General features: G+C 47.8%; 19 protein-coding genes. 12 read left to right on the top strand and 7 right to left on the bottom strand.

Features of this window, described 5'->3' with window-relative positions; translation table 11 throughout:
- Positions 1-705 carry a response regulator gene (locus tag RS584_RS15335; RefSeq protein WP_315748226.1) on the bottom strand — a complete coding sequence of 235 codons (705 nt, stop codon included), beginning with the start codon at positions 703-705 and terminating at the stop codon, positions 1-3.
- A 706-nt stretch (positions 706-1411) separates the two neighbouring features.
- On the opposite strand from RS584_RS15335, the gene arnB reads away from it, so the two are divergent.
- From arnB to ugd, 8 genes are all read left to right on the top strand, one after another.
- Positions 1412-2551: a UDP-4-amino-4-deoxy-L-arabinose aminotransferase gene (arnB, locus tag RS584_RS15330; RefSeq protein WP_315748225.1), complete on the top strand. Its 1140-nt coding sequence runs from the start codon at positions 1412-1414 to the stop codon at positions 2549-2551.
- 1 nt (position 2552) lies between these two features.
- Positions 2553-3533: an undecaprenyl-phosphate 4-deoxy-4-formamido-L-arabinose transferase gene (gene arnC / locus RS584_RS15325; protein WP_315748224.1), complete on the top strand. Its 981-nt coding sequence runs from the start codon at positions 2553-2555 to the stop codon at positions 3531-3533.
- Between the two features lie 2 nt (positions 3534-3535).
- Positions 3536-5515 (top strand): bifunctional UDP-4-amino-4-deoxy-L-arabinose formyltransferase/UDP-glucuronic acid oxidase ArnA, encoded by a 1980-nt coding sequence (gene arnA / locus RS584_RS15320; protein WP_315748223.1) that lies wholly within the window; start codon positions 3536-3538, stop codon positions 5513-5515.
- A complete protein-coding gene (arnD, locus tag RS584_RS15315) occupies positions 5515-6411 on the top strand; it encodes a 4-deoxy-4-formamido-L-arabinose-phosphoundecaprenol deformylase (RefSeq protein ID WP_315748222.1) in 897 nt (298 codons plus the stop codon). The genes arnA and arnD overlap by 1 nt, the downstream gene beginning before the upstream one ends.
- Positions 6412-8067, top strand: coding sequence for a lipid IV(A) 4-amino-4-deoxy-L-arabinosyltransferase (arnT, locus tag RS584_RS15310; protein WP_315748221.1), 1656 nt, complete (start codon positions 6412-6414; stop codon positions 8065-8067).
- On the top strand, positions 8064-8396 hold the full coding sequence (arnE, locus tag RS584_RS15305) for a 4-amino-4-deoxy-L-arabinose-phosphoundecaprenol flippase subunit ArnE (RefSeq protein ID WP_315748220.1): 333 nt from the start codon (positions 8064-8066) through the stop codon (positions 8394-8396). Before arnT ends, arnE begins: the two co-directional genes overlap by 4 nt.
- On the top strand, positions 8285-8803 hold the full coding sequence (gene arnF, locus RS584_RS15300; protein WP_410493085.1) for a 4-amino-4-deoxy-L-arabinose-phosphoundecaprenol flippase subunit ArnF: 519 nt from the start codon (positions 8285-8287) through the stop codon (positions 8801-8803). The genes arnE and arnF overlap by 112 nt, the downstream gene beginning before the upstream one ends.
- A gap of 489 nt (positions 8804-9292) precedes the next feature.
- Positions 9293-10459 carry a UDP-glucose 6-dehydrogenase gene (gene ugd, locus RS584_RS15295; protein WP_315748218.1) on the top strand — a complete coding sequence of 389 codons (1167 nt, stop codon included), beginning with the start codon at positions 9293-9295 and terminating at the stop codon, positions 10457-10459.
- Between the two features lie 380 nt (positions 10460-10839).
- Here ugd and fecA read toward each other — a convergent pair whose 3' ends face one another.
- From fecA to fecI, 3 genes are all read right to left on the bottom strand, one after another.
- Entirely contained in the window at positions 10840-13164 is a 2325-nt protein-coding gene (gene fecA / locus RS584_RS15290) for a TonB-dependent Fe(3+) dicitrate receptor FecA (RefSeq protein WP_315748217.1), read from the bottom strand.
- Positions 13165-13250: 86 nt separating this feature from the next.
- Entirely contained in the window at positions 13251-14204 is a 954-nt protein-coding gene (fecR, locus tag RS584_RS15285) for a ferric citrate uptake sigma factor regulator FecR (RefSeq protein ID WP_315748216.1), read from the bottom strand.
- Positions 14201-14722: a ferric citrate uptake sigma factor FecI gene (fecI, locus tag RS584_RS15280; protein WP_315748215.1), complete on the bottom strand. Its 522-nt coding sequence runs from the start codon at positions 14720-14722 to the stop codon at positions 14201-14203. The genes fecR and fecI overlap by 4 nt, the downstream gene beginning before the upstream one ends.
- A 449-nt stretch (positions 14723-15171) precedes the next feature.
- Here fecI and RS584_RS15275 point away from each other — a divergent pair, with 449 nt between their 5' ends.
- Positions 15172-16209 carry an ATP-binding protein gene (locus tag RS584_RS15275; RefSeq protein ID WP_315748214.1) on the top strand — a complete coding sequence of 346 codons (1038 nt, stop codon included), beginning with the start codon at positions 15172-15174 and terminating at the stop codon, positions 16207-16209.
- On the top strand, positions 16190-18694 hold the full coding sequence (locus RS584_RS15270; protein ID WP_315748213.1) for a S8 family peptidase: 2505 nt from the start codon (positions 16190-16192) through the stop codon (positions 18692-18694). Before RS584_RS15275 ends, RS584_RS15270 begins: the two co-directional genes overlap by 20 nt.
- Positions 18695-18967: 273 nt before the next feature.
- On the opposite strand, the gene RS584_RS15265 is transcribed toward RS584_RS15270, so the two are convergent.
- Genes RS584_RS15265 through RS584_RS15255 form a run of 3 tightly spaced genes read right to left on the bottom strand, consistent with a single transcriptional unit; the run spans position 18968 to position 22517 of the window.
- Positions 18968-19966, bottom strand: a complete 999-nt coding sequence (locus RS584_RS15265; protein ID WP_315748212.1) for a D-glycerate dehydrogenase — start codon at positions 19964-19966, stop codon at positions 18968-18970.
- A gap of 34 nt (positions 19967-20000) precedes the next feature.
- Positions 20001-21191, bottom strand: a complete 1191-nt coding sequence (locus RS584_RS15260) for a mandelate racemase/muconate lactonizing enzyme family protein (protein WP_315748211.1) — start codon at positions 21189-21191, stop codon at positions 20001-20003.
- Positions 21192-21221: 30 nt separating this feature from the next.
- The gene (locus RS584_RS15255) at positions 21222-22517 is read right to left on the bottom strand and encodes an MFS transporter (RefSeq protein WP_315748210.1); all 1296 of its coding nucleotides are present in this window, start codon (positions 22515-22517) and stop codon (positions 21222-21224) included.
- A gap of 151 nt (positions 22518-22668) precedes the next feature.
- On the opposite strand from RS584_RS15255, the gene RS584_RS15250 reads away from it, so the two are divergent.
- Together RS584_RS15250 and RS584_RS15245 are read left to right on the top strand one after the other, a co-directional pair.
- Positions 22669-23568 (top strand): LysR family transcriptional regulator, encoded by a 900-nt coding sequence (locus tag RS584_RS15250; protein ID WP_315748209.1) that lies wholly within the window; start codon positions 22669-22671, stop codon positions 23566-23568.
- 266 nt (positions 23569-23834) lie between these two features.
- On the top strand, positions 23835-24173 hold the full coding sequence (locus RS584_RS15245; protein WP_315748208.1) for a carboxymuconolactone decarboxylase family protein: 339 nt from the start codon (positions 23835-23837) through the stop codon (positions 24171-24173).
- Positions 24174-24226 lie beyond the last annotated feature (53 nt).

Genomic DNA, 24226 nt, shown 5'->3' with positions numbered 1-24226 from the left:
TCAGTCCCCAAGACGATAGCCGAAACCCCTGACACTTTCGGGGACATAAAATACCCCCGCTTGTTGTATTTTCTTTCTCAGCTTACTGATATGGCTGTCAATGGTGCGTTCACTTATGTTACCCTCATGTGTACAGGCATCCATAATCTCTTCACGTGTAAATACCCGCTTAGGGTATCTGATAAGATGCATTAATATTTTAAATTCAGTTGAGGTCAGTTCTTCTGAGAGGTTAATACGTGCCGGTCCTACAAAGACTTCGTGTGTTGTTTTATTGATCTCTAGATTTTTTGTTTTATAGATTTTTAGTATCTCATCTTTTTGGTGGTACTGGCTTCTTTTTAAAATGACATGGACTCGAGCCATCAGTTCTGCGGGATTAAAAGGTTTGACGAGATAATCATCTGCACCTGTTTTTAGCGCAAAGACTTTATCAATATCAGTATCCAGGGCGGTCAGCATCATAATGGGAGTATCAGTCGCGTTGCGCAGTTCTCTGAGTACCTGCCAGCCATCTTTTTTGGGCATTTTTATATCAAGTATAATAAAATCGGGGTTGTTCTGCTCAGCAATCCTTAATGCGATCTCCCCATCAATAGCATGCAGGACTTCGAAGCCATCCCGCTCCAGATAGGCAATAACAACTTTCGCAATATCAGTCTCATCCTCAGCTAACAAAACAATTTTCTTTTCACCATCTAACATACCCGGTCTCCAGTGGATTCCACTAAATCTATCCCGATTACACATAGTTGTATTTAAACTCGCCTTATGATTAATGGTAAGGGACTGAAACTGTAACCATTTGCGATTCAGAATGATTATAAACGACAGGAAAGTTCATGCAACGGCTTTGAAGTGTCTTATCGACGCTGTTGCTTCACTATTTATCTTTTGAATACTGCCGCGAGTAAAAAGCCTGCATCGAAGCGCTCCTGCCTGGTTCAACTGAATCGTGCTATGCTATAACAAACATACAAGGAAGCTTCATTCATTATATCCGTGATGTTAACATGCTCCTTGTATCCTTATTGAAAAAGGTGTCTTAAACCTTTCGTTTTTCAAGATAGTGGGTGTCTCGTATGGTCGAGGTATGTCTTTGCAAAATGACGGCGATTTGTACGGGCGGGTAAGCACATTGAATAAGTTGATTACTCATAAACCTGTTATATTATTACCCCGCAGCAGTCATCATGAGCGTTTATCTGTTAGTTTGAGCCTCACATGCTGTCGAAATGATTTTTTAATCATGTTACTTTTAACCATTTAATACATATTCTAACGTCTCTATACACTTTTCCTTCACCTCACCTGGTCTTTGAACGGTTTCTCCACATCATTTACACATTACCCTTCTATCATGACCACGTTTCATCGGAATATAGTCCATCTGTGTCAGGGGTAGTAAATCATGAACGAATTTTTGCCGTTCTCGCGTCCTTCCTTGTCTGGAGAGGAGCAGCAGGCAGTCAGGGAGGTGCTGGAATCCGGCTGGATCACAACTGGGCCTAAAAATCTGGAACTGGAGAATTCCTTTTGTAGGTTAACCGGTAACCGGCACGGCATAGCGGTTAGTTCTGCGACCGCAGGAATGCATATCACGCTAATGGCGCTAGGTATTGGTCCGGGAGACGAGGTCATTACTCCTTCGATGACATGGGTTTCAACGCTAAATATGATTGTCCTGTTGGGTGCTGTTCCCGTCATGATTGATGTTGATAGGCATAATCTTATGGTCAGTGCTGAAACAATTGAAGCCGCGATCAGCTCACGAACTAAGGCTATTATTCCTGTCCATTATGCAGGAGCTCCGGCTGATATGGACGCTATTCAAAAGATTGGCCAGAAGTACGGTATTCCGGTCATTGAGGATGCAGCGCATGCTGCCGGTACCCTTTATAAGGGTAAGCATGTCGGAAATGCCGGTACTGCCATTTTCTCTTTTCATGCAATCAAGAATATGACATGCGCGGAAGGGGGGTTAGTTGTGACGGATGACGATGAACTTGCTGGACGGATCCGGAGCCTTAAATTTCACGGGTTGGCCGTTGATGCTTTTGATCGACAGACGCAGGGACGGGCCCCTCAGGCTGAGGTGATCTCTCCCGGATTTAAATACAACCTTGCAGATCTGAATGCCGCAATTGCAGTCGTACAACTCAAGAAACTTCAAAAGGCTAATGCTCGTCGTGCAGAGATAGCAGCTCACTATAAGGAAGCTCTGACTAATACGCCTTATCTCCCGCTTGCCATTCCTCAGTGGGAACATCTTCATGCATGGCATTTATTCATTATTCGTGTGGATGAGCATCTTACTGGCATCAACAGGGATAAATTAATCGAAGAGCTAAAGAAAAGAGGAATCGGTAGCGGGCTTCACTTCCGTGCGGCGCACACGCAAAAATATTATCGTGAACACTTCCCGGGTATTTCACTTCCGAATACTGAATGGAACAGCGCTCGTATCTGTAGTTTGCCTCTTTTTCCGGATATGACCGATGATGACACAAACCGCGTTATTGACGCACTCCATGAAATTCAGGGGCAGTGAGATGTCCATCGAAAATCCTTTAACAAAAATTTCCGTTGTCATCCCTGTTTTCAACGAAGAAGCATCTCTGCCTGAGCTTATTCGCAGGACAGAGCTGGCGTGTGCACAAACGGAAAAAGATTATGAAATCCTGCTGGTGGATGACGGAAGCAACGACAGTTCTGCTGAACAGTTAATGCTGGCTGCCCGTGCGCCAGGGAGTCATATCATCGCGATGCTTTTAAACAGGAACTATGGTCAGCATTCCGCCATTATGGCCGGGTTCAGTCGTGTCAGTGGCGACCTGATAATCACCCTTGACGCAGATCTTCAGAACCCTCCTGAAGAGATACCGCGGCTGGTTGCTAAAGCTGAGGAAGGCTTTGATGTGGTGGGGACTGTGCGACAGAATCGGCAGGACAGCCTTTTTCGTAAAACCGCGTCACGTATGATCAACCGGCTAATCCAGCATACTACTGGTAAGGTCATGGGCGATTATGGATGTATGTTGCGCGCGTATCGTCGAAATATCGTGGAAGCTATGCTTCGTTGCCAGGAGCGCAGTACGTTCATTCCTATTCTTGCGAATACGTTTGCACGTAATGCCATTGAGATCCCGGTTCACCACGCTGAGCGTGAGTTTGGGGATTCCAAATACAGCTTTATGCGTCTTATCAACCTGATGTACGACTTAGTGACTTGTCTTACGACAACCCCACTGAGGCTGTTGAGCGTTATTGGGAGTATTGTGGCACTTTCGGGGTTTTTGCTTTCATTGTTGTTGATTATTTTACGTCTGGCCCTGGGACCGCAATGGGCTGCTGATGGTGTTTTTATGCTCTTTGCCGTTCTGTTTACATTCATTGGTGCACAATTTATCGGTATGGGGTTATTGGGCGAATATATCGGACGTATTTACAACGACGTTCGTGCCCGACCACGCTATTTTATCCACAGCATCATCACTAATGACAAGCCTGCTAGTTCTGAGAGAGATAATTAATCATGAGAACCATTGTTTTCGCCTATCATGATATGGGTTGTACGGGTATTAATGCCCTGATGGAGTCTGGTTATGAAATCACAGCAGTGTACACACATGCTGATAACCAGGGAGAGAATCCTTTTTTTGGTTCAGTGGCAAAACTGGCAGCGGAAAAAAACATTCCTGTTTATGCTCCTGAAGATATAAACCATCCTTTATGGGTTAACCACGTTAAAAAAGAAGAACCAGACGTCATTTTCTCTTTCTATTACCGTAATCTGCTGAGCGAAGAAATTCTCGCGGCGGCCAGCATCGGTGCTTTTAATCTGCATGGTTCATTATTGCCGAAATACCGCGGGCGTGCCCCACTCAACTGGGTGCTGGTTAACGGAGAAAAGAAAACCGGGGTCACGCTACATCGTATGAACACACGTGCGGACGCGGGTAACATTGTGGATCAGTTGGCCATCCCAATTGAACCTGAAGACGTTGCCCTGACTTTACACCGTAAAATGTGTGAATCTGCGCAGATGCTGTTACGCCGCTGTTTACCCGTGATCAGAAGTGGTTCATGGCCGGAAAGTGTACAAAATGAAGACGAAGCGACCCGTGTTGGTCGTCGTACCCCTGATGATGGCAGGCTTGACTGGTCACAACCTGTGTCTGAGCTTCACAATCTCGTTCGCGCCGTTTCTGAGCCATGGCCTGGCGCATTCAGTTATGTGGGCGCAACAAAGTTCATCGTCTGGAAATCCATAATGCATATGGATAAACATGCCACGCGTCCGGGGACAGTGATAAGTACCTCTCCGTTGCTCATTTCTTGTGGTGAAGGTGCCCTGGAGGTGGTTACTGGCCAGACTGAAAATGGTATTTATATGCAGGGACACCAGCTGGCTGGAGCATTAGGGCTGGTGAGTGGAGCGATTATCTCTTCTCTCCATGCGGGGCCCATTCAACGTCCCACCCGCGTCTTAATTCTGGGCGTAAACGGTTTTATTGGTAATCATCTGACGGAAAGATTATTGCAGGACGATAATTACGAAGTTTATGGCCTCGATATCAGTTCGGATGCCGTCAGCCGCTTCCTCGATAATGCGCGGTTCCATTTTGTGGAAGGGGATATCAGTATCCACTCCGAATGGATCGAATACCACATCAAAAAATGTGATGTTGTTTTGCCCCTAGTTGCGATTGCCACTCCGATAGAATACACCCGAAATCCGCTGAGGGTTTTTGAACTGGATTTCGAGGAGAACCTTAAAATCATTCGTGACTGTGTGAAATACAATAAACGTATCATTTTCCCTTCAACGTCTGAAGTATACGGTATGTGTGAAGATGAAGTGTTCGATGAGGACCATTCCCCCCTCACTGTTGGTCCCATTAATAAACAACGCTGGATTTATTCTGTTTCCAAGCAGCTGTTAGATCGTGTTATCTGGGCATACGGAGAAAAGGAGAGCCTGAAGTTTACTCTATTCCGCCCATTTAACTGGATGGGGCCAAGACTTGATAACCTGAATGCAGCAAGAATAGGCAGTTCCAGGGCCATCACACAACTGATACTGAATCTGGTCGAAGGCTCACCGATTAAACTGATTGACGGGGGGCGTCAGAAACGTTGTTTTACTGATATCAGTGATGGCATTGAGGCACTTTTCCGTATCATTGAAAATAAAAACGGAATCTGTGATGGTCAGATCATTAATATTGGCAATCCTGAGAACGAAGCCAGCATCAGGGAACTGGCCGAAATGTTGCTTGAGTGTTTCGAGACACATCCGTTACGCCATTATTTTCCACCTTTTGCGGGTTACAGGGAGGTCGAGAGCAGCAGTTATTATGGTAAAGGGTATCAGGATGTTGAACACCGGAAACCGAGTATCCGTAATGCCCGGCGCCTGCTGAACTGGTCTCCACAGGTTGAGATGAAAACCACTGTTCAGGAAACGCTGGACTTCTTCCTTCAGACAGTGGAACTGGCGGAAAGAAACTGATGAGGAAAGTCGGCCTTCGCATAGATGTTGATACCTGGCGCGGGACACGATACGGGATGCCGCGCCTCCTGGATATACTGCGGAAACATGACATTCGTGCCAGCGTTTTTTTCAGTGTCGGGCCCGATAATATGGGGCGCCATTTATGGCGACTCCTCAAGCCGGCATTTCTCATGAAAATGCTACGTTCCCGTGCTGCATCGCTATATGGTTGGGATATTCTGCTCGCCGGCACGGCCTGGCCGGGGCGTATTATTGGAGCAGGAAATGCCGGGATTATCCGGGAAACAGCGCGGGACCATGAAATTGGTCTGCATGCCTGGGATCACTTTTCATGGCAGGCTTTTGCAGGTGTCTGGGGTGAAGCACGGCTGTACGATGAAATCTCACGTGGCAAACAGGCGCTGGAAGCCATAATCAATCAGCCAGTAACATGTTCCGCCGCGGCAGGCTGGCGTGCAGATAGCAGGATCATTCGCATCAAGGAATCCTTTGGTTTTCGCTATAACAGTGACTGTCGTGGCAGCAGTCCCTTCAGACCCTGCCTCTCAGACGGAACGACTGGGACAGTACAAATCCCGGTTACTTTACCCACATGGGATGAAGTCGTGGGCCGTAACATAAATGCAATGGACTTCAATCGTTATCTGATGGATTTGATCCAGATGGAAGATAAAACGCATGTCTACACGATCCATGCGGAGGTGGAAGGGATTACCATTGCAGAAAGGTTTGATGCATTACTGGTTGAGGCTGAAAAAGAAGGTATTCAGTTCTGTTCGCTGGGTGAACTGCTTCCCCGGGACAGTCAAACGCTTTCCACAGGAAAAGTGATTCGCAGCGAACAACCCGGACGGGAAGGCTGGTTAGGCTATCAAACGGAGGGCTCATCCTGAATGTCAAAAAAAAATAACTGTCTGATCCTTTTAATTTCAGGGTTTACACTTTTTTATTTACTGCCTTTGAATTTGCGGATGTTATGGCAGCCGGATGAGACGCGGTATGCTGAAATTAGCCGGGAAATGCTTGCCTCGGGAGACTGGATCGTCCCCCACTTGTTTGGCCTGCGCTATTTTGAGAAACCGGTCATGGGATACTGGATAAACAATATCGGGCAATGGATATTTGGAGACAGTAACCTGGCTGTCCGGTCTGGTTCAGTATTATCCATCACCCTCTCTGCTGTAATGGTGGCATGGTTCGCATGGTCTCAGTGGAAAAACCGACGCCTGGCAGTGATGTCGGCTGTGATCTACCTGACATTTTTGCTGGTTTATGGTGTGGGTACCTATGCCGTACTCGATCCGATGCTCACGCTCTGGCTGACCGCTGCTATGTGTGCATTCTGGAAAACGACCCTGTCCCGGACTGTCAGGGGAAAAATCTTCTGGTATCTCTTGCTTGGTGTACTCTGTGGTATGGGCGTCATGACGAAAGGTTTTCTCGCCCTGGTGGTCCCCGTTGTGGCTGTCATACCGTGGATATGCCTGATGCGAAACTGGAAACAGGTGGTCACTTATGGGTGGCTGGCTGTATTCAGCGCCCTGTTGATAACATTGCCCTGGGCGATAGCTATTGCTTTAAGAGAACCTGATTTCTGGAACTATTTTTTCTGGGTTGAACATATCCAGCGATTAGCCGATTCAGATGCAGCACAGCATAAAGCGCCGTTCTGGTATTACATTCCGGTTATCATTCTCGGTACACTGCCCTGGCTTGGGTTACTTCCACATGCACTGCACCATGGGTGGACAAAAAAAGCCAGTGAGCCTGCATTGTTCTATTTACTGGGCTGGGTCGTAATGCCCCTTATTTTTTTCAGCATCGCGAAAGGAAAACTGCTCACTTACATCCTTCCCTGTTTTGCTCCGCTGGCATTGCTTATGGCGCACGCAGCGCTTCATCTTCAGGCCGTCCACAGCAAAATATTTAAAGCCAATGCGTGGATTAACATCGTATTCGGTGTGATCGGCTTAATAGCCCTGTTTTTCAGCAGCGTTATGCCCCGCCCGCTTTACTCATCTGCAGAGCCTGTGGCATTCTACAGTGCCTTAATCGCATTTGCCTTCTGGTCCGCAGGAGGCATTTTCGCCCTCTGTAGTGGCCAAAGGGGCTGGGTACTTTCCGCGCTCTGTCCGCTTGGCGTGGCGTTGCTCATCGGTTATGCCGTTCCACAGCACATTATTGACAGCAAACAGCCCCAGCATTTTATTCAGACACTAAGAGAGCCCCTCTCTGCGAGTCGTTATATCCTGTCTAACAATCCGGGCGTTGCTGCTGGTTTAGCCTGGGAGTTAAAACGTAGCGATATTTATTTCTTCGACCACAAAGGAGAGATGGATTATGGTCTCAGCTACCCTGACTCATCATATAAATATATTTCAGCGTCTGATTTTGACGAATGGCTCCGTTTGCACCGTAGTGAAGGTGATATTTCTTTAGTCCTTCTGGCGGGTAAACATGACAATGATGTACTGATGCATTTTCCCGAGCCGGATTATGTATTCAGGAGCGGCAGATTTATCTATCTGGAGTATAATCAACGACCATGAATTTGTGCGGGATCTTAACAGTCAGTCTGTTGACCTGTATGGGTCAGGTTTGCCAGAAAATAGCGGCCAGTCCACAAGACAAAAGTCAACGGTATCATGCGATTAAATGGCTTTTGATTGCGGTAATATTGTTGTCGTTTGGCATGGTGGTGTGGTTATGGGTATTGCAAACCACACCGGTCAGCCTTGCCTATCCAATGCTGAGCCTGAATTTTATATGGGTAACACTGGCCGCAAAAATAATCTGGAAGGAGGTTGTTACGGTTCGCCACTGGACTGGCATAATGTTTATCATCGGCGGCGTCATCATGCTGGGAGGGTATCAGTAATGGGAATTCTGTTTGCTTTATGCAGTGTACTGTTGGTGAGTGTCGCTCAGTTGTCCATGAAATATGCGATGGCTGGCATGCCACCATTGCTCGACATGAGGGCATTTTTTCATGCCCTGCTCACAGGTAGTGAGCCGGGTTATTTCTTATTTTTGGGGTTGCTTTGTTATGGCTTATCAATGTTTTTATGGTTTCTGGCCCTGAGGCTAATGGAACTGGGTAAAGCATACTCACTGTTGAGTCTGAGTTACGCTGTTGTCTGGCTTATGGCATTATTTATTCCTGACATACATGAGCCATATTCACTTAGCGGGTTAGTCGGCGTGTGTTTTATCGTTACCGGAGTCGTGCTGATACACTGTATAAAGAAGGATAGCCGGAGAGGCAACAAAGGGCAGGCTTCATGAGAAAACAGGCGTTCTTATAATATATACTTACATATCACATCATTTTAGGTGAGGTATCTGTTTCTGTTGCTACTGGTACGGCGGGGCGAATGACCTTTTGATGCTGATATGCGATATATCCAGAATATTGCATGGAGGCTTTTAATTGCATGCTAATAAAGCAGATAGCTCCCGTTGCTGAGCGTTGTCTGTGGGTTTGATTAGTCACAACTGTTTATTAATTGTTGTCGGGTTGTAGGAGCGGGATGTTTATTATTACATGGTTTGTTATGTTGAGTCCGGCAATAACATTGTGCTGCTTATGTGATGTGAAGCTTGAATTTGAACCTGTCCGGGAAAGTTGGACTTCATGAAGGGGTATAGTATAAAACTATATAGCATGATATTTTTCTGCTTTGTAGGTTTTCGGAAAAAGCCAAACTTTTCATGCGGTAATTTTAGTGTGAGTTGTAATGGTTTTTATAAATGTACTTGTTATGAGGGAGTTGAATGAAAATTACTGTTTCAGGAACCGGATACGTTGGCTTGTCTAATGGATTGCTTATTGCACAGCATCATGAGGTTGTTGCGCTGGATATCATCCCAGAACGCGTTCAGATGTTGAATAATCGTATCTCGCCTGTCGTCGACAGGGAAATACAACAGTTTTTAACATCAGAAGATATTCATTTCAAAGCGACCCTTGATAAACAGGCTGCCTATAAAAACGCTGATTACATCATTATTGCAACGCCTACCGATTATGACACCAGAACGAATTATTTTAACACCTCCAGCGTAGAGTCGGTCATCAGGGACGTGACAGAAATCAACCCTTATGCAGTAATGATTATCAAGTCAACGGTACCTGTAGGTTTTACTGCTGCGATGAGAGAACAATTTAATACTGAAAATATTATCTTTTCACCAGAATTTTTGCGCGAGGGCAGGGCTCTCTACGATAATTTGCACCCTTCCAGGATTATCATTGGTGAACGATCTGAACGCGCATTTAAAATTGCTGAGTTGTTGAGGGAAGGAGCAATAAAAAAAGACATACCCACAGTATTTACCGGTTCGACTGAAGCTGAGGCGATCAAACTTTTTGCCAATACTTATCTCGCGATGCGTGTGGCTTATTTTAATGAACTCGACAGCTATGCAGAAAGCCTGGGCCTGAATTCACGTCAGATTATTGAGGGGGTATGTCTCGACCCTCGTATTGGCAATCATTACAACAATCCCTCATTTGGTTATGGTGGTTACTGTCTGCCAAAAGATACCAAGCAATTACTGGCAAACTACCAGTCTGTACCGAATAATATCATTTCTGCCATTGTTGCCGCTAACCGGACCCGTAAAGATTTCATCGCCGACTCAGTCCTTGCCAGGAAACCGAAAGTAGTGGGGATCTATCGACTGATTATGAAGAGCGGCTCTGATAATTTCCGTGCATCCTCAATTCAGGGTATTATGAAGCGCATTAAGGCAAAGGGCGTTGACGTGATTATCTACGAACCGTCTCTTGAGGCAGAGATGTTCTTTAACTCCTGTCTTGAAAGAGATTTGCTTGCTTTCAAACAACAGGCAGATGTTATTATTTCAAATCGTATGGCACCCGATCTGGAGGATGTTAAGGATAAAGTTTATACCCGAGATTTGTTCGGAAGTGACTGATGCATTGCAATGCAGACAACATGCCAAAAAGAGGGGAATTATTGGTAATGCGGAGCCAATTCCTGTCTCTACAGTAATGATTTTCCATTAGTAAGTGTCACTGTCATTTCGGGCAGGAATGACGGTTACGCTGTCTGAAGGAGCCTCCGGAAATAGTACATAAATCGCTGTTGGCAGCAGTATTGCTCCAGTCATCACGGGACATATAGCCCCGAACATCGGTCAGTCATTTCCCGCAATCTGGATCGGAAACCAGGAACCCGAAACGATTACGGCGTTAAAACCTGCTTGCTGACCTGCCCCATTATCGTAATGAGCCTTATTCTAAGGGCGGCGGTACCCAACCTACAAAACCAGACTGCAGGCCGGGCAACCAGAATTTAGAACGTCAATGACCCCTGCATATACAGCGTGCGAGGCTGGCCTGTGTAGATGCCTTTGTTGTTGTCGTCGTAAGAGCGGGTGAAATACGCCTGGTCGAAGATATTTTTCACGCCGAATGCGAGGTTCAGATCAGCCATCTGTGGACCAAAGTTATAGGCCACACGTGCCCCCCACAGCATAAAGCCCGGGATGCGCCCGGTGCTGCCGTCGGCTCTCTCTTTCACAGTGTTGGCGTTATCCGCAAACTGGCTGGACTGGAAATCGCTGTTCAGATTGAAGGTCCAGTTGCCCGGCTTGTAGTCCACGCCCAGCGTGCCTTTATGTTTCGGGGAGAATGGCACCTTATTGCCGTAGGTGTCGCCTTTTTCGCGGATCTCCGCGTTTACAAACGCATAGCTCGCATAGACGGAGACATTATCGAGCGTTGGCGTCAGCGTTCCGAGATCGTAACGCGCCTGAGTTTCCAGCCCGGTATGACGTGTTTTACCGCGTGAGGTAACCGTGTCATTGGTCTGGTTGGAGTCGTACTGATTATTAAAGTTGATCAGGAACAGCCCCATTTCCGCCGTCAGCGCGCCATCGTCGTATCGGGTTCCGAGCTCCCAGGTTCGCGCCTTTTCAGGTTCCACATTGCCGCTTTGCACAGCCTTGCCAATCTGGCTGTACTGTACTGTACCGAACGAGCCTTCGGTGTTTGCATAAAGATTCCAGCTGTCAGTCAGGTGATAGAGCACGTTTAACGCCGGAAGCGGGGCGTTATAGCTCACTTCCTCATGCGTGCCTTTGATGGCATTGTTCTGGTATGACTCGATATGTTCGAAGCGCATCCCAGGCGTAATGGTCCAGTTTCCGACGTCGATTTTGTCATCCAGATACCAGGCGTGCGCCTCGGTACCGGAACGGGTATCGCGGTCATAAGGGCTTGATCCGGTCGGTAACTGACCGCCGCTGGTGCCGGTGTAGTTACGCATTTCGTGGGTGGATTCACTCACATAGCGATAACCTACGCCCACTTCGTGCGCGGTTGGGCCAATCATAAAGCTCTGACTGTAGCGTGGTTCAATGCCGCGAACCCAGTAGTTACGCGGAGAAAGCGTGATGCGTTTGCCCTGTTCCAGGTAGCCGCTGCGCAGCGTTTCGGTGTAGAAGCCCTGAATGTTGAATTTATGCTGGCTGTCCGGCTGGAACTGGTAGCCCAGGCTTGCCAGCTTACGCCGACCCCAGAAGCGGTCATACGGGCGGGTGGACTGCCAGCGGTCGGCGTCATAATCTGCACGAGATAGGCCGCCGGGCATGTCGGCTTCACCGTCGTAGTATTGCAGCAGGCTGGTAAAGGTATGCACCTCGTTCGGCGCATATTTGCTTTTCAACATCAGGTCATCGATGCGCGTTGCACTATGTTCACGCCAGTCGCTGCCACGCGTCCCGGAGTAAAGCAGCGCGGTGCCGAAACCGTTATCTGCCGTGCCGCCCACCATCAGGTTGTGTGTCTCTTTTGGGTTATTTTGTGAGGATGTTGGGCTGAGCTGACCCTCTACGCCTGCTTCAATGCCAAAGTCTTGCGGAATAGCGCGGGTAACAAAGTTCACCACGCCGCCCACGCTCTGTGGGCCGTAGCGAACCGCGCCACCGCCGCGTACCACATCTATCGCATCCATATTGCCGAGTGAGACGGGCGCCAGTGAAAGCTGCGGCTGGCCGTAAGGGGCAAACGGCACGGGAATACCGTCCATCAGCACCGTTGAACGGCTGGCCAGGCGCGGGTTCAGACCGCGAATACCAAAGTTCATCGCCAGATCGTGGCTGCCGGTGCCGTTGTTTTCCGGAGCGGTAACGCCAGGGATGCGGTTAAGCACCTCGCGCATGGATGTTGCGCCGGTTTTGGCGAAATCCTCGCGGCGGATAACGTCACGTGCACCAGCATGTTCGAATACGTCGTTTTCACGCGCATCCCCCAGCCAGTCGCCCACCACGGTCAGGGCGTCTTCCTGGGGCGCAGGAACAGGCTCCAGCGTCCAGCTGCTATTCCCCAGCGGCTTCACCTGCAGGCCGCTACCGTTCAGCAGGTGTTGCAGCCCGGTTTCGACGTCGTAGTCACCGTGGAGACCGTTACTCTGTTTGCCGCGCGTCAGGCTGGCATCAACCGAGAGGGTAATTCCGCTGAGCGCGGCATATTGGTTAAGGGTGTTGTCGAGCGAACCCGGGGCGATATCAACCTGCGCAGCGAAGGCAGATAACGACAGCCCGGCCAGCGGCAGCAGGCTCAGGCGAATGGCGTTACCCAAAGGTGTTGTTTTGCGAAAAACGCATAAAGGCGTCATACCCTCTCCATCATCATTTTTGTTGTGTTCAGTAATGAGTCGAACGAGACGGTGAAAAAGGACAATCGAAATGAGAATTATTTTTCTTATACTGCAGAGATATGGACCCAGTAACGCGTAACTGACTGAATTTTCACGGGAAGCGTTTGGGCGATAACGTCCAGGATCGCATCGGTATTGTTAAGCGGGAAGGTCCCGCTCAGCCGTAACCCGGCCACTGCGGGATCGCAGCGCACTATACCGTTGCGGTAGCGGCTGAGTGTAAAAACCACCTCACCCAGGGGTTTATCGCTGAAGCTCAGAAGCCCTTGCGTCCAGCTGGCGCTTTCGTTATCGGTTAACGTCAGCGGGCCAAATCCCGAAGCGCTGAATGTCAGGCTCTCGCCAGCTTTTACGATACGTTTTTTATGCGGAGGATTTGCCAGAGAGACTTCAACGGCATGCTGCTGAACCGCAAGACGCGTAAGGTTGTCCAGCTGGTGGACGGTAAATTCTGTGCCTAATGCGGTGAGCTGTCCCGGGCGTGTCAGAACGCGGAAAGGGCGTTGCAGCCTGTCTTTTGCTGTGGAGAGGGCAATCTCGCCGTACCAGAGCCGGACGATGCGCTGATGTGTGTCGAAACGGACATCTGCCGCGCTTTGCGTATTGAGTGTGAGCAGTGTGCCATCTTCCAGCCTTTGTTGGCCGATCGCACCTTTCGCGGTGCGGTAGTCTGCACGCAGGCCTTCACCGGTTTCAGATTGCCAGAGCTGCCAGCTTCCACCGACGCCGAGTAACAGGAGCAGACCTTTCATGACGTGGCGGCGGGTAAGGCGCGTGTCGTGCAGCGCGCGGCTGGCAAACTCACCCGGCAGGCGGGTAAGCTGGCTGCGCAAATTCTCAACCTGTTGCCAGGCCCACTGATTATCCTTGTCCTCTTCATACCACTGCTGCCAGCGTGCTTCCTGTTGCGGGCTGACACGTTCGCTGCTTAATACCGCATACCAGTGCGATGCCGAGCGCAGTGCCTGGCGGCGGGAGTCGGTAAGTGAAGGAGTCATAAACCGTGCTCCAGGCGAAACAGCAGGCAGTGCTCGATGGCTTTGGCGATGTACTTTTTCACTGAGCTGACGGAGACACCCAGCGTGTGCGCAATTTCGCTATAAGCTAATCCTTCCAGCTGTGAAAGCAGGAAGGCTTCTCGCGTTTTCGCGTTCAGGCCATCAAGCATGGTATCGATGAGTTGCAGGGTTTCCAGCTGGCTTTCGCGCTCTTCGGGCGAGGGTGCCAGCGCCTCTGGCAGATTCGCGAGCATCTCCAGGTATGCTTTTTCCAGCGCGTTGCGACGGAAAAGATCGACCATCACCCTTTTGGCAACAGTACAGAGGAAGGAGCGGGGGTCGCGAACAGTTGAGAGCGTATCGCCACGCATCACCCGCACAAACGTGTCCTGAGCGATATCATCAGCATCAAAGGTGGATTGCAGCTTGCGGGTAAGCCAGCTTTTAAGCCAGCCGTAATGCGCGCCGTAAAGCGATTCAAGCGTTAATGCAGCGGTGTTGGCGGCGCGGTCAGACATGCGGAATGCATCAAAAGTTAATCATCACGCGACCATTTTAATATGAGAATGGTTCTCATTACAATTGAAGGTGAAGTTGTATGACATTGACATTTTTAATTTGTTGTTTTTTCTAATGTTATGAGATGGGTGTTGGATAGGGAAGGGGCATCTGCTTCTGGTATGTGTCGGTCAGAATGACACCGGACCAGGTCTGTTATGAGCGAACAACGGACATAAAATCGTTAACACCAAATATCGTTGTAGCGTTCAGAACCTGAAAAAGCAGCAAGGTTTAAGGCCGATCTGAGATTACATGGCTGGTAATTTTTCGGCGCAACACACTGTGATTTCTATGAGGTCTTAATAATGGGGGATAGCGTGAATAACATTTACTCGGGATCTGCTTCATTGCTACACTCTTAAGTGAATGTATGCCTCTACAGGCTCAGAATAGCAGGGTTAACAACGTGGCAAGCGCAGAGCAAATTAAAGCACTTATTAAATCGCATATCAGTCGCGATGATGGACACTTTTACTCAGTGGCCATGCAAGTTGCTGCGCACGAAGCACGGCAGGGACATGGTCGGCTGGCTGAAGAGCTGGTAGGCATGCTTGATAAAGGCAAAGCAAAGCTTGCCAGCGGTAAAGACGGCAAGCTTGTACCGCTTGCCGGTGCTGCGAAGTCTCGTACCGATCTTGGCAACCTGCTCATTATCAGCGAGCCAGACTACCGTTTGTCTGATGTTGTGCTGGAAGCTTCAGCCGAATCTCAGCTTCAGCGAATTATCCGCGAGCAGCGGATGATGAACCGTATCCGTGAACACGGGCTGTCACCTCGCCGCAAAGTGTTACTGGTTGGGCCGCCAGGAACCGGAAAGACTTTGACGGCCTCTGCGCTGGCGGGTGAGCTTGGGATCCCGCTTTTTCAGGTTCGCCTGGACGCGCTTATCACTAAATTTATGGGTGAAACTGCCGCAAAGCTGCGTCAGGTGTTTGATGCCATTGCTGAGATTCGTGGCGTCTATTTCTTTGATGAGTTTGATGCTATTGGTTCGCAGCGCACCCTCACTAACGATGTAGGTGAAATTCGACGCGTACTGAACAGCTTTCTGCAGATGATTGAACAGGACAATTCAAATAGCGTTATCATTGCTGCAACTAACCATCCTGAAGTTCTCGATTATGCCCTGTTTCGCCGGTTTGATGACGTAATTGAATATCATCTGCCCTCTGTGAAGCAGGCGCAGGCTCTGCTGCAGACGCGTTTGGGTGACTTTGCTCCTAAACCGTTTCGCAGAGCCAGTGTGGCCCCGCTTCTGGAAGGACTAAGCTATGCGGAAATTTGCCGTGCAGCAGATGAGTCAATCAAAGATGCCATCATGAATGACAGCAGTTGCGCAGAGTTGAGCCTGCTTAAAAAAGCGCTTGAAGAGCGGCATGATATCGGTAAAAGGCTGATGAATAAGAGACTGAGCCCAGCTAAAAATGACGGAACCAACAAATAAACGAAGACTACACCTGACACTTCCGGGAACATCAACAGCGCTCAAATATACTGCTCATACCTCGGGTGGTAACCGTCCTGCACTGCCTGAACTCAACCGGGAACAGCACGCCGGATTCCTCCTGAGTCGACTCAAGCGTATACGCATTATTGCAGCTCAGAACCAGGAAGCGCAGGGCCAGGCCGAACTGCGCAGCGGTGCGGGGGTACAGGTGGAATTTGTGGGCCGGGCGGATGTGCCGCTGGCATTTGAAAGCCTGAAGTACGAAACGCCACGTGACCCTACACAACGAATCGAACTGCTTAGTGTGCGGAAGGATGGGGATGTTATCTCAGCAAATGTGTTTATTCCCGAAGGTAAAATCGAGCACTTCGAAAATTATCTGATTGATTATGTAAACCGAAAAAAACGCGCGGATGGTGTCGCCGCTGATAATAAGCCACTGATCAACACCCTGGCAGACATTCGTCTTGCAACCCTCCGTTCTCTCTGGACTGATGTTCCGGATCTGCTCCCGGCGGACGAAGCGCTGGCATTCTGGTGGGAAGTCTGGCTCCCCGTGAAAGGCGATCGCCTGGCCGTTCTTCACGATTTCAGGATGCTTGTAGAAGCAACGCCCTGTGAGGTAAGTGAGCACATTGTGACATTTCCTGAACGTACCGTGACCTGGATGTTTGGGTCACAACAGCAACTCGCTCAGGGCACAATGCTACTTAACTGTATTGCTGAATTGAGGCGGGCTAAAGACACTGCAGAATTTTTCACCGGCCTCAGACAGGATGATCAGCGCCTGTGGGCTCAGGAAATGCTACTTCGCCTTGAAGCTCCCGCCGAAGAGGAAGATGTTCCCTTTGTGTGCCTACTTGACTCGGGCGTGAACCGGGGACACCCTCTCCTTGAACCGCTCCTAAGCGTCAATGATATGCATACCGTCAATCCAGACTGGGGGACTGACGATCGTGCCGACCACGGTACCGGCATGGCGGGTTTGGCTGCATTCGGTGACCTTTATGATGCGCTCTCCTCTGGAAAAACTCTTGTCATCAGGCACCGCCTCGAGTCGGTAAAACTTACGCCTGCGCAGGGAGCAAACGTGGGCGAAGCAAAACAGCATGCCCGACTCTTCAGCGAGGCGGTAAACCGGCCAGAGGTCTTTAACGGCGGTAGGCGCCGCGTTTTCAGTTCTGCTGTAACGTCAACGTTCTACCGTGATTTTGGCCGCCCATCTGCCTGGTCGGCGATGGTGGACAGCCTTGCCGCCGATGCTGATGCGGGGGATCCTATCCCGCGTTTGTTTGTGCTCTCAGCGGGCAATATTTTTGACCGTAATCACTGGAATACCTATCCGGACAGCCTGTCGGTTAATCAGATACACGATCCAGGGCAGGCGTGGAATGCGCTGACTGTTGGGGCCTTTACGGAGAAAACCACGCTGGATTACGCTGATTACAGGCCTGTTGCAGCTGCGGGCGGCGTAAGCCCTTTTTCCTCAACCTCTTCAGCCTGGAGCAGTGAATGGCCGCTCAAGCCTGACGTGGTGTTTGAGGGCGGTAATGCAGCATCTAACGGCAACGATGCCGACAACTTCCCTGAGCTGGAACTTTTAACTACCGCATACAATCCACATCGTCGTCTTTACTGGACAACGAACGCTACCAGTGCGGCCTCTGCGTTATGTGCCCGAATGGCTGCCAGCCTGATGGATCTTTATCCTGGTTATCGCCCTGAGACCATCCGCGCGCTCATTACTCATTCTGCGCGCTGGACACCAGAAATGCTGCGTATGTTCCCTTCGAACAGTCAGACGGGGTATGCCAGTCTGGTACGCCATTGTGGATGGGGAGTTCCAGATATGGAGCTGGCCTGTTGGAGCGTCAGCAATAGCCTGACGTTGGTGGAGGAGAGTAGCCTGAAGCCTTATATTAAAACACGCAAAGGTGTAAAAACCCGGAACATGAACCTGCATGCCCTGCCCTGGCCTGTGGATGAGCTTCTGAATCTACAGGGGGCTGAGGTTGAGATGCGCGTAACGCTTTCCTATTTCATTGAACCTAATCCGTCCGCCCGCGGGCATAAATCGCGCTTCCATTATCCTTCTCACCGCCTGCGTTTCGTGATGAAGCGTCCTCATGAAAGAGATGAAGACTTCATTGTGCGCGTGAATGCCGCCGCGGAAGAAGAGGGGGACCGCCGAACGGGAAATGATAACAACTGGCTTCTAGGCGCTAATCAGCGTCACCGCGGCTCGCTACATCAGGATATCTGGCGAGGCTCCGCCGCAGAGTTGGCGAACTGTGGCAAACTTGCCGTTTTTCCTGCACAGGGATGGTGGCGAACGCGTCAGGCCCTGGAACGATACGATTCTGACGCACGCTATAGTCTGATTGTTTCGATTCATGTACCGGGGGTTGACGTGGATCTGCTGACACCTGTTGAAGTGAAAGTAGAGACGCTCATTCAAAATCCTGTCCATATCGTGACCTGATAATACCATGACTCCCCCCGCTCCTAACAGGAAATCTTTCTCCAGGCGCTTTAGGATCAAGTGCTGTAGAAATAATTAAATCCAATTTTCACTGGCTTCTCATATGTTCAAACATATTACCTTGATGGCTGTCTGGATACTGGTGCCCTTAATTGCTTATGAATAAGCATGTTTTGCTCTTTCACTGGCGGTGATGATAGCTTTCTAGTCCATTTTGGTGGTTTTCCGAAACGTCATAAACCTTTGAGGCTATTTTATGGTTGATGTTATATTTCAGACTGGATTTAATGGCGGTTTGCCGGATAAAATCGCTGAAATATTATCAAGGGCTCTGGATACCATAAAAGAGCGTGATTCGACTGTTGCACTGGCAACATGAGGAGTCAGGAATAAATTACTTAGCCCTTTGAATCTCTGGTTGTAATCTGGCTCTGATTCAAATACATCTAAGCCCGCTGCTGCCAGTCTCCCCGATTCGAGAGCTTCCAGTAATGCATCCTCATCAATCAATTTTCCTCTCGCTGTATTAACAAGGATGGCTCGTTCCGGAAGCAATGCCAGTGATTTTCGGTTGATAATATGGTCTGAACCCGTCCCTCCGGGAGCATTAAGAGAAAGAAAATCACAATGCGGTAACATCTCGTTAAGGTTTTTGAAAAACTTGGCCCCAAGTTCCTGCTCCGGAGGGAGACGGTTTCGGTTGTGATAAATTATTTTCATATTAAATCCTCTGGCTCTTTGGGCCAGTTCTTGTCCTATTTTACCCATACCTAAAATTCCAAGTGTTTTTCCTGATACTCTGACTCCCAGCATTTCCCCAAACCCGAGTACTCTTCCCCAGCCTGATTGCATTAATTCATGATATTCTCTGGCTCTGCGAGTTGCACATAAAAGTAACATCATTGTAAAATCAGCAATGCATTCCGTTGAACCTGAAGGGACATTGGTTACAATTATCCCTCTCGCTCTGGCAGCCACAGTATCAATATTATCGTAACCTGCACTATAAGTTGAGATTACTTTGACACTTGAGGGGAATTTATCAATAGCCTGTTTGCTTAGTTCTATATTACCGCCAGTCAGTACACCTTCAGCTTTGTGTTTTTCAAGGAGAGTAATTAACTGATGATAATCAGACAGTGACCGGTGAACAAACAAAGCATCGAAATTTTTAGAAATATGTTCATTAATGCCTTCTGGCATTGAGCAAGTAATGACAAGGCGATGTTTCATATTTATACCTTGTGGAAAAATAATAAAATGAAGAGCCACAACTCCAGGAGGCATCCGGAGTTGTGGCTGGTTACTACCTTACTGTAACTTTATCTGATTCTGCGATTGTTTCTGCCGTCAGTTCCTGGCCAATTCCCGGAAGATCTGGTACTTCGTAGCTTCCATTTTTGGGCAGGTAATTGTACTTGCAGGTCCGGATATTAGGCTCAAGCAATGCATAACGGTGGAGCTCATGGATAATGAAATTAGGGATTGCGGCTTCCATATGGAGCGCGGCCGCTGTCGAAATGGGGCCGCCGCACACATGGATCTGGGCCGTCATATCATAGACATGTGCCATATCACATATTTTTTTCACATCAGTAATTCCGCCACAGGTAGCAATATCTGGCTGAATGACAGAAAGCGAACCGTCTTCAAAGAATGGCCGGAATCCCCAGCGGGTGAAAATACGCTCGCCCGCAGCAATCGGTATGTTCACATTATCAGCCACTTTTTTCATTTGCTTGGGGTTAAGCGGCATAACCGGCTCTTCATAATAGAAAATACCCAGTTCTTCAATCATTTTTCCAAACTGAATACTTGCCGTTGTATCTGTAAAGGCATGCATTTCAACGATGATATCAACATCTGGCCCGATGGCATCACGCATGGCTTTCAGGCGATTATAACCGAGGCGTAAAACTTTATCAGGCATAACGCCGCACAGATTTTGTTTATTCCAGTTCCCATGTGGATCCATAGCCAGTACATCTACTTTAATGGCGTCATATCCTTCGGCTACGGCGACAAGGGCTGCTTCTGCATACTGTGAGGGCTCCACGTGCATTGCTTTATCAGAACCTTCACCCCAGCCGAACTGCAACTGACTTGCATAAGTTCTGATTTTATCTCTTGTTTTACCACCAAGCAGTTGATAAACAGGCGTATTAAGCGCCTTTCCTTTAATATCCCAAAGGGCGATATCAATGCCGCTCATTCCTGCGGTAAATACAACACCACCACCTTGCCCCCAAAATGTTTTTTTCTGCATAAGATCCCAGATGGCTTCGTTCTTCATTGGGTCCATGCCAATGAGTAACTGTGCAAGATCTTTCGCCATACCAAATCCTGCAGAGGCGCCAACGCCATACGCCATCCCTACCTCGCCGAAACCACTGATCCCTTCATCGGTATTGATACGGACAACCACTGGTCGCCATTTACTGCTCGCACTCTGGAAATCATTTTTAACGTCGATGATGTCAACACTTGTAATCTTCATATAATTACTCCTTCCACTAAGAATTATTTCTTAACATTTTTTAGCTACTAAAATACCGGATGCGACAGAGGCAATTGCGCACACTGCAACCAGACCAAAAAGGCCAGTATCATAGCTACCAGTAAAATGAATAATTGCACCAAGGAAAACAGGCGACAGAGAGGAAAGTCCTAAAGAAAGGCCGTTCATTATGCCGCTCGCTGAAGAAAGTGAACTTGCCGGGATCAGCGTCTGGAGCAAAGTCCATGCGGAAGAAGTTGCCATTGACGCAAATCCAAAGGCGAAAATCATGCAAAATGCGGCGGGATATTTGCCTGTTACAATAGATGCAAGGAAGATAAAAATTCCACCCAGGAACATAGCTAGGAATAATAATGGAGCACTTCTTCCAATCTTGTCGTTCAGAATTCCATTTACTGTTTTTAACAAAACAGCAGCAACAAATGGCATAGAAGCAAGCCACCCCATTTCTGCCCAGGAAAAGCCCTTAGCAGTTCTCAGGTAAGCCGGAAGCCAGGATACCAGACCCCAGTACACAACCTGCAGGCTGATATACCACAAGACAAGTAACCAGTATTTGGGATTATTAGCAAACGGTTTAATTCTTTCTTTAAATGTTAACTTAGTTTGCTGACTGGCATTAGAACGTTCATCAGCAAGACCATTCTGGATGTGTTGTAATTCTTCTTTGTTAACTTTTTTATGATCTTCTGGTTTATCTGTTGATCGGAACCAGAAAAGGTATAAAGGTATAAGGCTTAGAGCCATGCAAAAGAAGAAACTTTCCCTCCAGCCATGTTCGGCAATTATCCAGGTAAACAATGGCATCGCGATAGCAGGGGCGAGTGACTGGCCAATCACCCACGTCGCATTAGCGCGACCTCGTTCTCTTGGTGGGATCCAGTTTTTAACATAAAGATTTTGCATCGGGTAATACCAGCCTTCTGCGAGACCAAGAATAACGCGAGCAACAAGGAATACGATGAAAGTTGTACTGACACCCCCGATGAGCATTGAGATTGCCATTGTGATAATACATATAGTCATTGACTTCCGTGGGCCCAGATAATCACCTATTGGGCTTAACACAATCCCGGATATGCCATATGCTGCTAGGAAAATAGACATCATTAATCCAATTTGCACAGGATTTCCGGCAATGCCAAAGTAATTTAAAAAATCACTATCGGCCGCAAATACAGATACGTTGACCCGGTCAAGATAAGCGACCATGATCCCAATGAATAGCATTCCCACTATATGAAAGCGTTGTCGTGATGGTTTGTCTGTTTGTAGGGTTTCAGATGCTGTTTTATCTAAAGACATGTTAAACCTCTCGTAATCTTTAATCAGTAAAATAAATAATATTATGGTTAGAGAGTGTGACTTATACTGCTTGTAAATATATGGAAAAATAGTGCATTTAGCTGTACTATTAGTAAAGCGAAGGTTTTTAATAGATTTATGAGGCTTGCTAATGAACTATACTTTCCGTCAGCTTTCAGCATTCATAACTGTTGCAAATACAGGGAGTTTTACCAGTGCAGCTAAGCTAATGCATCTGACTCAGGGAGCGGTTAGTCTCCTTATAAAAGAATTAGAAACTTTGACTGGTTTCACACTTTTTGATCGCTCTTCACGATCTGTGAGGTTATCTGTCATGGGTGAGTCATTTTTGCCTTTTGCTACTAAAATTGTTGAGGATTATAACCAGGCTGAACGTTATGTTCGTGACCTGAAAGAACTACGTTCTGCAGTCGTTAATATTGCAGCAGCACCCTTAATCGCATGCACACTTTTGCCGCAAATGATCAAAGCATTTACTCTTGAATTCCCGGGAATTAGAATAGTGCCTGTTGATGTACCTATGGCAAAGGTTCAACAGAACGTATTCACAGGGGGGGCAGAGTTAGGTTTGGGACCTGAAAGAGAATTACATCTGGACATAAAGAAAATTCCATTTTTCTCTGTCCCCGTTCATGTTGTATGCCATCCGGAACATCGTTTTGTTGGTCGGGAGGTAACCTGGCGAGAACTCAAGAAAGAGCCTGTCATTGTGGTGGGGAGCGAATCAATCGATTTTATTGCTCTCAGTATTGGGAGTTCTCCTCCTTTTAAGGTGGCGTTTGTTGTTAATCACATGGCAACGGCACTGGCCATGGCTGCGGTAGGTGCTGGTGTTGTCCTGGCTGGTCCGTTTGTGTCAACACTGGCTGACAGTTATGGATTGAGGCTTGTTCCGCTTAAGCAACCGGTACTTAACCGTAATTTTGATATATATCTAAGTGAGCATCGTTCACTGACGCCAGCTGCTCAAGCATTTTTGAATTTCATACTTAAATTCGGTGAAAAATTCAGTGACTATGGTTCCAGTTGAGTTTTTTTCTCATGCATCCAGTGAATATCTTATTATTAGGTAGCAATGACGATTTTATCTTTTCATGAACTGTGAATAAGTAATTCTCTTTAATTAAATAAGTCTGCTTTCTACTCTATAGAGTGTTTTTATTTGACCGGGTTATGGTTTTAGTGTAGTAATTATATGTACGGCATATCCTGATTGCTGATCACATTATGTTGTTGAATATGGATTGTCTCTGTCCCAAAAATACATTTCTCAATATTCCATAGTGAGGAAGAAAGATGCAAAACTGGAAAGACACACTAAACGAATTACGTACCAATGCAACCACTCTGGCCGAAGCGAACCCGGAAGTTATTAAAGCCTTCTCCTCTTTAAATCAATCATTACATAAGTCCAGACATCTGGATGCAAAAACCCGCGAATTAATAGCACTTGCAGTGGCTGTGACAACCCGATGTGAAGGATGTATTGCTTCTCATGCTTCTTCCGCACGTAAAGCTGGAGCCACAAAAGAAGAGGTCGCAGAGGCACTTGGCACGGCTATTACCTTAAATGCCGGAGCCGCATATGTTTACTCGACAAAAGTCATGGAAGCGTTTGAACAGTTTGATGGCTGAAGCTTAAAATGATAAAAACATCTTCGGAAAGTACTTTTTATTTAGAGGATAAC

Source organism: Enterobacter sp. DTU_2021_1002640_1_SI_PRY_ASU_LCPMC_013, from assembly GCF_032389435.1.
GTDB classification, from domain to species: domain Bacteria; phylum Pseudomonadota; class Gammaproteobacteria; order Enterobacterales; family Enterobacteriaceae; genus Enterobacter; species Enterobacter hormaechei_C.
Note: the sequence above shows the minus strand (reverse complement) of the source record. Positions and strands in the feature narration are given on the sequence as shown.

Bases quoted from the DNA above. Each gene is read 5' to 3' on its own strand.
- RS584_RS15255 (WP_315748210.1), bottom strand. From the start codon at position 22,517: ATGTCTTTAGATAAAACAGCATCTGAAACCCTACAAACAGACAAACCA.
- RS584_RS15260 (WP_315748211.1), bottom strand. From the start codon at position 21,191: ATGAAGATTACAAGTGTTGACATCATCGACGTTAAAAATGATTTCCAG.
- RS584_RS15335 (WP_315748226.1), bottom strand. From the start codon at position 705: ATGTTAGATGGTGAAAAGAAAATTGTTTTGTTAGCTGAGGATGAGACT.
- RS584_RS15270 (WP_315748213.1), top strand. From the start codon at position 16,190: ATGACGGAACCAACAAATAAACGAAGACTACACCTGACACTTCCGGGA.
- ugd (WP_315748218.1), top strand. From the start codon at position 9,293: ATGAAAATTACTGTTTCAGGAACCGGATACGTTGGCTTGTCTAATGGA.
- arnT (WP_315748221.1), top strand. From the start codon at position 6,412: ATGTCAAAAAAAAATAACTGTCTGATCCTTTTAATTTCAGGGTTTACA.
- RS584_RS15245 (WP_315748208.1), top strand. From the start codon at position 23,835: ATGCAAAACTGGAAAGACACACTAAACGAATTACGTACCAATGCAACC.
- RS584_RS15250 (WP_315748209.1), top strand. From the start codon at position 22,669: ATGAACTATACTTTCCGTCAGCTTTCAGCATTCATAACTGTTGCAAAT.
- arnE (WP_315748220.1), top strand. From the start codon at position 8,064: ATGAATTTGTGCGGGATCTTAACAGTCAGTCTGTTGACCTGTATGGGT.
- arnA (WP_315748223.1), top strand. From the start codon at position 3,536: ATGAGAACCATTGTTTTCGCCTATCATGATATGGGTTGTACGGGTATT.
- arnD (WP_315748222.1), top strand. From the start codon at position 5,515: ATGAGGAAAGTCGGCCTTCGCATAGATGTTGATACCTGGCGCGGGACA.
- arnC (WP_315748224.1), top strand. From the start codon at position 2,553: ATGTCCATCGAAAATCCTTTAACAAAAATTTCCGTTGTCATCCCTGTT.
- fecI (WP_315748215.1), bottom strand. From the start codon at position 14,722: ATGTCTGACCGCGCCGCCAACACCGCTGCATTAACGCTTGAATCGCTT.
- fecA (WP_315748217.1), bottom strand. From the start codon at position 13,164: ATGACGCCTTTATGCGTTTTTCGCAAAACAACACCTTTGGGTAACGCC.
- arnB (WP_315748225.1), top strand. From the start codon at position 1,412: ATGAACGAATTTTTGCCGTTCTCGCGTCCTTCCTTGTCTGGAGAGGAG.
- fecR (WP_315748216.1), bottom strand. From the start codon at position 14,204: ATGACTCCTTCACTTACCGACTCCCGCCGCCAGGCACTGCGCTCGGCA.
- arnF (WP_410493085.1), top strand. From the start codon at position 8,285: ATGGGTAACACTGGCCGCAAAAATAATCTGGAAGGAGGTTGTTACGGT.